The sequence below is a fragment of the Frankia sp. CeTa3Moorea genome, assembly GCF_978021225.1.
Genome location: NZ_CDXDOR010000099.1, coordinates 8,992 through 17,364 on the forward strand (window position 1 = coordinate 8,992; position 8,373 = coordinate 17,364).

9 protein-coding genes are annotated in these 8,373 nt (G+C 69.4%); 5 read left to right on the plus strand and 4 right to left on the minus strand.

Translation table 11 applies throughout. From position 1 onward, the window contains the following. The first annotated feature begins 307 nt into the window (after nucleotides 1–307). The 5 genes from AC08OV_RS16550 to AC08OV_RS16570 all read left to right on the plus strand — a co-directional run bounded on the left by AC08OV_RS16550 (nucleotide 308) and on the right by AC08OV_RS16570 (nucleotide 5,088). Complete coding sequence (locus tag AC08OV_RS16550) at nucleotides 308–949, plus strand: hypothetical protein (protein WP_476615629.1); 642 nt, start codon at nucleotides 308–310, stop codon at nucleotides 947–949. A gap of 595 nt (nucleotides 950–1,544) precedes the next feature. Then, complete coding sequence (locus AC08OV_RS16555) at nucleotides 1,545–2,591, plus strand: aldo/keto reductase (RefSeq protein ID WP_476615628.1); 1,047 nt, start codon at nucleotides 1,545–1,547, stop codon at nucleotides 2,589–2,591. 201 nt (nucleotides 2,592–2,792) lie between these two features. After that, on the plus strand, nucleotides 2,793–3,812 hold the full coding sequence (locus tag AC08OV_RS16560; RefSeq protein WP_476619901.1) for an ATP-binding cassette domain-containing protein: 1,020 nt from the start codon (nucleotides 2,793–2,795) through the stop codon (nucleotides 3,810–3,812). A gap of 6 nt (nucleotides 3,813–3,818) precedes the next feature. After that, the gene (locus AC08OV_RS16565) at nucleotides 3,819–4,673 is read left to right on the plus strand and encodes an ABC transporter permease (protein WP_476605573.1); all 855 of its coding nucleotides are present in this window, start codon (nucleotides 3,819–3,821) and stop codon (nucleotides 4,671–4,673) included. Nucleotides 4,674–4,782: 109 nt separating this feature from the next. Further along, a complete protein-coding gene (locus AC08OV_RS16570; RefSeq protein WP_476615229.1) occupies nucleotides 4,783–5,088 on the plus strand; it encodes a hypothetical protein in 306 nt (101 codons plus the stop codon). A gap of 131 nt (nucleotides 5,089–5,219) precedes the next feature. On the opposite strand, the gene AC08OV_RS16575 is transcribed toward AC08OV_RS16570, so the two are convergent. From AC08OV_RS16575 to AC08OV_RS16590, 4 genes are all read right to left on the minus strand, one after another. After that, nucleotides 5,220–5,657, minus strand: a complete 438-nt coding sequence (locus AC08OV_RS16575; RefSeq protein WP_476615230.1) for an SsgA family sporulation/cell division regulator — start codon at nucleotides 5,655–5,657, stop codon at nucleotides 5,220–5,222. A 349-nt stretch (nucleotides 5,658–6,006) separates the two neighbouring features. Further along, complete coding sequence (locus AC08OV_RS16580) at nucleotides 6,007–6,513, minus strand: universal stress protein (RefSeq protein ID WP_476594024.1); 507 nt, start codon at nucleotides 6,511–6,513, stop codon at nucleotides 6,007–6,009. A gap of 200 nt (nucleotides 6,514–6,713) precedes the next feature. Then, entirely contained in the window at nucleotides 6,714–8,135 is a 1,422-nt protein-coding gene (locus AC08OV_RS16585) for a WD40 repeat domain-containing protein (protein ID WP_476619902.1), read from the minus strand. Beyond that, the coding region (locus tag AC08OV_RS16590) for a hypothetical protein (protein WP_476619903.1) at nucleotides 8,116–8,373 on the minus strand (258 nt) is incomplete at its 5' end. The genes AC08OV_RS16590 and AC08OV_RS16585, both read right to left, overlap by 20 nt.

The window sequence follows — 8,373 nt, forward strand, 5'->3', positions numbered from 1 at the left end:
AGGTAATAGAGGAGATACCGAGATTCGATCGCCTGGTACGGGCGGAGGCGAAGACATGCCGTCCCGAATAGCCAGCCGCGATGATCATCGGTGATCGGCGCCTGGCAGCCGAAAGGATCATGTCATGAAAAATCAACCGCGTCACCGGGATTATCACCGCCCGACGACGACCGGGGCGGTGGGTACCGCGTGGTGAACCGGGCTGGGCTGGGCTGGGCCGGCGCCGCGGACGTCGGCCCGGGCACCGGCCGCGCCGGCATGGGATGATCTCGCCGTCCACCCGGCTGGAAACGGTGAGGGGAGCAGGTTGACGGCGGTATTCCTGAAGATCGCGATCGGGCTCGCGACCAGCGTCCTCAGCGGTGGATCGGTCCGGCTCTGGCAGCGGGCGAAGAACATTCGTGCCCTGCGTCGCGAGGCGGAGTTCTTCGGCCTGGAGGCCGGCGGCACATGCCTCGTTATCATGAACAACACGTGGGACGCGCCCGGAAGTGTCAGCCGTCACGACGTCCATGCGATGATCGAGGTCGCCACGCTCGCCGGCGAGCTCGGCTGCCCGATCTCCGTGCACTCGTGCGACGAGTTCTACGACATCAACGGCGACCGCACGGAGTTCTGCCTCGGCGGCCCCGAGTCGAACCCTCGCACCGGCGGCCACCTGGCCACGCACCTGCCGGGCGTCGCCGTCCGTCCCATCGCACCGGGCCAACCCGATTCCGGGGCCTTCGTTGTCGGCGAGCGGAGTTTCCTTCTGGAGAAAGGCCGCCGAGAACACGCGCTCGTCGCCAGGTTCACGCCTCCCGGTTCAACCAGGCCGGTCATCCTCATCTGCGGCCAGACCGCGGTCACCAACCGGGCTGCGGTATACGGGGCGGGGTCAAGCAGAAATACCGTGACCTGGCGAGAACCATCGCCTCCGTCGATCGATTCTGCATCATTTTCAAAATAGAATTGAGCAGTACCTACGGCTATCAGGCGGTGAGGCTGGATAGCGACGTGACCGTTGCCGCATTCACCGATCACTGATGCGATCAAGGCCGTCGCGGTCGCGCGGGTGCCGGCGAGACAGATGCCGGAAAGATCGGGGGACATAGTCACGCTCCGCGGGCCGAAAAGCGTGCCAACGTCCCCCGAAGTCCCGGCGAGGATCATGGCCGGCTTGTCGAGGAACTGCTCGGCGAAAGCACCTGGATACCCGCGCTCCTGATCGCGGCGGCGACGGTCCGCCCGCGGACCCGGTCGGGCCATGCCGGCCGACCGGTTGACTTCGAGTGCGCTCCCACCGCTATGGTCGGCGTGGGGCTGGTTTCCTCCCTCGTCCGCAGGTGGGGGATTCCCGGACCTCGCGGGCCGGGTTCCTGCTTCTTTTCCCGACGGGAGGTTCCAACGGATGCGTCACCGACTACCGTCGGTTCGGTCTCCCTCCATCTCCACAGGATCTCCACAGGCGAGCACGGCTCGTCTTCTATCCGGTCTGATGCGAAAGGGGGTGAGCGGCGTTTCCTCCTCCGCGTGAACGCGGAGGTCTCCACGCCGCACATACCATGAAGTACCGCAAACTCGCCCGGACCGGCGTCGAGGTCAGCACCCAGTGTCTCGGCGCCATGATGTTCGGCGCGTCCGGCAACACCGACCACGACGAATGCGAACGCATCATCCATCGGGCCCTCGACGCCGGCATCAACTTCATCGACACCGCCGACATCTACTCTCAGGGTGAGAGCGAGGAGATCGTCGGCCGGGCCATCAAGACCCGCCGCGACGACATCGTCCTTGCCACGAAGTGCTTCAGCCCCATGGGCGACGAGCGCAACTCCCACGGCGGCTCGCGGCGCTGGATCATCCGCGCCGTTGAGGATAGCCTGCGCCGCCTCGGCACCGACTACATCGACCTCTACCAGGTCCACCGCCACGACTGGGACACCGACCTCGAGGACACCCTCGGCGCCCTGTCCGACCTCGTCCACGCCGGCAAGGTCCGCTACCTCGGCTCTTCCTCCTTCCCCGCCGACTGGATCGTCGAGGCCCAGTGGGCCGCCCGGCGCCGTAACAGCGAACGGTTCGTCTGCGAACAGCCCCAGTACTCCATCTTCGCCCGCTCCATCGAAGAAGCCGTCCTGCCCGCCGCCCAACGCCACACCATCGGCATCATCCCCTGGAGCCCGCTAGCCGGCGGCTGGCTCACCGGCAAGTACCGGCGCGGCGAGCAGGCTCCGGCCGGATCGCGCTACTCGCCCCAGGGCTTGCTCGGCCGCCGCCAGAGTCAGGCACTCTCCGAGGACCCGAACGCGCCCGCCCGCTTCACCGCGCTGGAGGAGCTGACCACCGTCGCCGAGCAGGCCGGCGTGTCCCTCACTCACCTCGCGCTGGCCTTCGTCGACAGCCACCCCGCCGTCACCTCGGCCATCATCGGGCCCAAGACGCTCGCTCAGCTCGACGACGTCCTCCCGGCGGCCGAGATCACCCTCGACCAGGCGACGCTCGACGCGATCGACGAGATCGTCACCCCCGGCACCGACATCGCCGGTACCAGCCACTACAGCGGTAACCCGGCACTGCAGCCGGCATCCCGCCGCCGGACGGCCCACTGACGGACGGACCGCTGACGGACGGACCGCTGACGAACCACTGACGGCCCACTGACGAACCACTGACGGATGGACCCACCGGCGTCAGCGTTCCGTCAGTGGGCCGTCGCCACGACGCCTAGGCGGTCACCGCCGTCCCCCCAGGGTGGCCAAAGTGTCAGTGGTAGCCGGCATGCTGATCCCATGACGGACAACGCTGATCCCATGACGGACAGACGAGAACCTCCCACCCCCGCGATCGTCTCCGACGGGCTCGTCAAGCGCTACGGCGAGACGACGGCGCTGGCGGGCGTCGACCTGACGGTGCCGGCCGGCACCGTCTTCGGTCTGCTGGGCCCGAACGGCGCGGGCAAGACCACGATCGTGCGGATCCTCGCGACCCTGGTGCGCCCGGATGCCGGCACCGCCCTCGTCGGCGGCTACGACGTGCTGCACGACAGTCACCGTGTGCGCCAGCTCATTGGGCTGACCGGCCAGTACGCCTCCGTCGACGAGATGCTCACCGGCACCGAGAACCTCGTGATGATCGGCCGGCTGCTCGGCCTGCCGCGGTCCGCAGCCAAGGCGCGGGCCCGGGAGCTGCTCGCTGACTTCCGTCTGGACGACGCGGCGAACCGCTCTGCGAAGACCTACTCCGGTGGCATGCGCCGGCGACTCGACCTGGCCGCGAGCCTGGTGGGGCGCCCGCGCCTGCTGTTCCTCGACGAGCCGACGACCGGCTTGGATCCGCGCAGCCGCAACGAGATGTGGGACATCGTCCGCGACCTCGTGGGCGGCCAGGGCGTCACGGTGCTGCTCACCACCCAGTATCTGGAGGAAGCCGACCAGCTCGCGGACGAGATCGCGGTCGTCGACCACGGCCGGGTCATCGCGCAGGGCACGCCGGACCAGCTGAAGAACCGGGCCGGCGGCCAGACCCTCGAGGTCCGCCCGCTCGACGCCGCAGACGTGGCGCTGGTGGCAACCACCGTCGCGGAGGTGGTCGGCGCGGCCCCGGCGGTGGCGGGCACGCTCGTCAGCGTCCGGGTCACCGACCCCGCCGTGCTGCCCGCGGTCGTCCGTCGGCTCGACGACGCCGGGGTGAGGGTGGGCGAGCTGGCCATGCGCGGCTCCAGCCTCGACGAGGTCTTCCTGTCCCTGACCGGCCACCCGGCCACCGCCTCCGGCCAGGCCGCCACCACAACCGACACGGCCGCGAAGATCCCCGCGGCGACGAGGAGCTGAGCTGCCGTGACGACCCTGACCAGCCCGACCACGCCCACCCCCGACCAGCCACGCTTCTCGACGCACGGCACCGCCGAGCCGGTCGGCGCCGCGCGGGTCACCCCGCTCGACGCGCTTCGCCACACCGCGACCCTGGCCTGGCGCACGCTCGTCCAGGTCAAGCACAACCCGATGGAACTGCTCGACTTCAGCGTGCAGCCGCTGATGTTCCTCCTGCTGTTCACCTATGTGTTCGGCGGGGCGATCTCCGGCTCGACCTCCGACTATCTGACGTTCGCGCTGCCCGGCATCATCGTGCAGAACACCCTGTTCACGACCCTGAACACCGGCATGGGGCTCAACGCCGACCTCACCAAGGGCGTGTTCGACCGGTTGCGCTCCCTGCCGATCGCCCGGTCCGCGCCGTTGGCCGGGCGCATCGTCGCCGATCTCGTCAAGCAGATCTGGGCCATCGCTATGCTGCTCGGCCTCGGATACGTGCTGGGTTTCCGCATCGAGACCGGCCCGCTGCAGGCGCTGGCCGCCTGCGGCCTCGTGGTCCTGTTCGCGCTGGCGATCTCATGGATCTCCGTGCTGGTCGGGATGCTCGTCTCGGAGCCGGAGAAGGTGATGGCCTTCGGGTTCACCCTCATCTTCCCGTTGACCTTCATCAGCAACGTGTTCGTCGAGACGTCGTCGATGCCGGGCTGGTTGCAGGCGTTCGTCAAAGTGAACCCGGTGACGGCCCTGGCCGACGCGACCCGAGGCCTGCTGGTCTCGGGCCCGGTGGCCACGCCGACCTGGCACGCGCTGGTCTGGGCGGCGGGGCTGGCCGCGGTCTTCGCGCCGCTCGCCCTCACCGCGTTCAAGCGCCGGGTCTGACCGGTGCCGGGGCGACGCCGCAGCATCCCCGGAGGCAGACAAGCCGTCTTCCGGGTCCTGAGACGATGCGCTATAGTCACCCGAGCCAGGCAACATAATGGGGGTTCACATGAGTGTCATCGTCGCCATGACTCTGAAAGTCGATCCAGCGGCTCTTCAGCAGCTGTTCGCATCGAAGGCGGCTATCTTCATATCCGTCGCCGAGCAGGCAAAAAAGGTGGGAGCCTTGCACCATCGTTTCCTTGCCGGCGACGGGCAGGTCATCATCCTCGATGAATGGGATTCCGCGGAGGCATTCCAGGAGTTCTTCACCAATCAGCCCGAGATAGCCGCCCTCATGCGGGACGCCGGCGTCGAGGGACCCCCGGAGATTCAGGTCTGGCAGCCGATCGAAGGCGCGCCCGACACCTTCTGAGCGGGCGCGCGGGACACGGGCGGGGGACGGCTACGGCTCCCCGTATCCGCGCCGCGGACCGGACTGGCGCCCCCGCCCGGAATCGTCATTACCAGAGTTCATGATGAGATCTTTGAGAACACCCGAAGCGGTCAGGTGTTCCGGGTGTGCAGCAGCATGTGAAGCTCGTTGTCCCAGTCGATGCCGTTACTCTCCCGCCCCATTGGAACCTGCCCGTGGCAGTCGGCGAGAAAGGCGGTGACCTTCGACTTCGCCAGCTCAAGATCGGCATGCCCCGACGGGCTGGACAGGGACACCGTGATCACCGACCGCCCCTTGGACGCCGTCGGCCAGATGCGCACGTCGCCGGCCCCGGCGGGAACCTCGATCCCTTCGGCTAGCAGCGCGCGGGCGAAGATCCAGGTGATGGCCTCTTCACCGGGACGTAGGATCAACTCGACGGCGAAGGGATCAGCCGGGTCGTAACGGAGTGTGCCGGGAATCGCTTCTCGCTCCCCCTCCTCCGTGACGTAGTCAACGGATAGATCGCGCGCCACGATATGCGCGGGCGTCGAGCTGTGACGGAGCATCGCTGCCTCCCAACAGGTCGGATTCGACACTGTTCAGCATCGCGCCTGGCGACGCCCGGTTTGGCCGCCCGACGGGCCTCTCTGGACGGGCGGATCAACCCGGCACGGCCGGGCCGGTCGGCATAGCCGGCGAGTGAACGCAACGTCACGATTCCATCGCTATTTTGTCACGGTTTCGGCGACCCCACGTCGAGAGATTCCGGCCGAGTCCGCCGACGGGTGCGGCGATGACCTCGTCACTGGCCCGACGGGTGCCGACGCTGGCCGTCGTACCGGTGGGAGGGAGCCGGCCCCGGCCGTCAGGACCATCCGCCCCCACCGGACGGCCCGGACGGGAACCATCCGGGCCCTACGGCACGACGGTGACCGGCCAGCGACCGCCGCGGACCATCCGGCTCGCCAGGGAACCGACCAGGCGGTGCCCGGCGCTCTCGGACGCCCCGATGACGACCATGTCCGCCTGTTCCTCCGTCGCGCTCCGCTTGAGCGCCTCGAACGGATCGCCGGCCCGCACGACGAACCGGATGGGGACGCCCAGCTCCTCGGACCGCTCCAGGATCGCCTCGCGCACCTCACCGATGACCGAGTCGATCACTTGCTGCATCGCCTCCCCGGCCGGCGCCGGGGACATCGCCGCCCACACCGAGGGGGCCGCGACATAGACCACCACCAGTCGGGACGACTGGCGGCGGGCCAGCCCGGCCGCGTAGGCTGCCGCGCGCATCGACGTCCGCGACCCGTCGACCCCGGTCATGATCACCTGCGGGCCGTCCGTGCCCAACTCGAAGGGCCCCCGCTTCCAGGAGGGCCCGAAGTCCTCGACCGACAGCACCGCCCGGCCTTCCGCAGCATTCACACCAAACAGTCTTCCCCGTCGACCGGTGCGTCGGTGGGCGCGGGTCGACGTCCTCCTCCGGCGGATCTCAACCCGTGAGGACGTAACCCAGCACGCCCTCGACGGTGAAGACCTCGCCTGCGGTCGAAAAGCCGGACGGTTAACCTGGCAGGCCGCTCCAGCGGGCCTGACGGGCAATCCGGCGGCCGGCCCTCGTCAACTCAGCCGCAGGGAGCCCGGTAACTCATGTCCCTGAAGGCGGTGCTCCATTCACCGGCGGTGATCCGGTTCGCCGGATCGGCGCACGCGGTGTCCGCGAGCCGGCCGGGCTCGGCGTCCCACAGCCGCAATGTCCCGTCGTGACCAGCCGAGACGACGACGCCCGTGCCGGAGACGAAGGCGATCGCACTGATCGGCTGGGTGTGCCCGTGCCACTGGGTCAGCAGGATCGGCCTGTCCAGACGGGAGATGTCGGTCAGCCGGACCGTCTCGTCATCACCGGCGGATGCGACGACGTCGGCACCCGTCTCGAAGGCCACGCTCTGGACCCCGCCCAGAGAGCCGGTGGCGACGCCACGGGCGGGATTATCCGGATACCGCACCTCCCACAGGCGCACCGTGGCGTCGACGCCGCCGGAGACCAGAACGCCTCCGTCGCCGGTGAAGACCACGGACCGCACCCCACGGCTGTGCCCGCGCAGGATTCCACCCGCGGTCGGCCGCGCCGCGTCCCGGATGTTCCACAGATGGACGGTGCCGTCGTCACCAGCGAACGCGAGCAGGGTGCCGTTCGGCGCGAAGGCCACCGAGCGCGCTCCCCCGGTCTGACCGTCCGCCCGGACGCGCTGCTTCGGATGCGCCGGGTCCGTGACATCCCACAGCGCGACGATGCCGTCCGCACTGGCGGACCCGAGAGTGTTGCTGTCCGGGCTGAAGGCCACCGACTGCACCGCGCCGGTGTGGGCCTGGATGGTCGACCATCGGACCAGCTGGTCGGGGTCGTGCAGGTTCCACAGTCGGATCGTGCCGTCGGAGTGGCCCGCGGCGAGCAGGCCACTGTCCCGGTTGAACGCCAGCGACTCGACCCAGCTGCGGCTCGACACCGAGACGGAGGTACGCCGGACCAGCTCGGTCCGACCGACGACTTCCCATACCGTGACGGTTCCGTTGTCGCTCCCCGCCGCGGTCCAGTGCCCGTCCGGGCTCACCGCGAGCGCCAGCAGGGCACCCGTCCCGACGGGGATGGTGGTCGGGGTGATCCCGGCACCGAACAGCGCGATCATCGCGCTCCGGGTCCTGGCCGAGCGCGGCTCGGCGCGGTAGGCCGCGAGCGCGAGCCGGCGGGCGAGTCCCGTGTTGCCATCCTGGAGGAGCAGCGCCCGCTCGGCGACCGCCTCGGGCACGCTCGTCTCGGTCCGCGAGCCCCCGCCCCTGGTGGACACGATGGCGACCGTCGTCACGAGCACGGTGACGGCGGCCGCCAGGGCAACGATGATCAGCGGACGTCGGTTGCGGGCCCGGCCGCCCGGTGGCGCGGTGGACGAGGACCTCTGCGACGACGAGGACGACCGCTGAGACGAGGACGACGGGGACGCTCCTCGCCCGGTGTCCTGGCTGTGTTCGTCATCGGTCCAGACCGTCACCAGAGCATCGGCGACGTCCCGGGACCGGGACGACGAGCCGGCGCCCGGCCGCCAGCGGGCATCCGGCCCGGACGGTGACGCCTCGCTCCCCGACGAGGACGACCCTAGCCCGGGAGAAGACGACGGGCCCGGAACCGACGAGGGCTCCGGCGGAGACGGCGGGCCGGACTGGGATGGTGCCCCGGGAATGCCCGGCCCCGGGAACGAGATCAGGTTCGCGGGCGGCGGGGGTCCGATC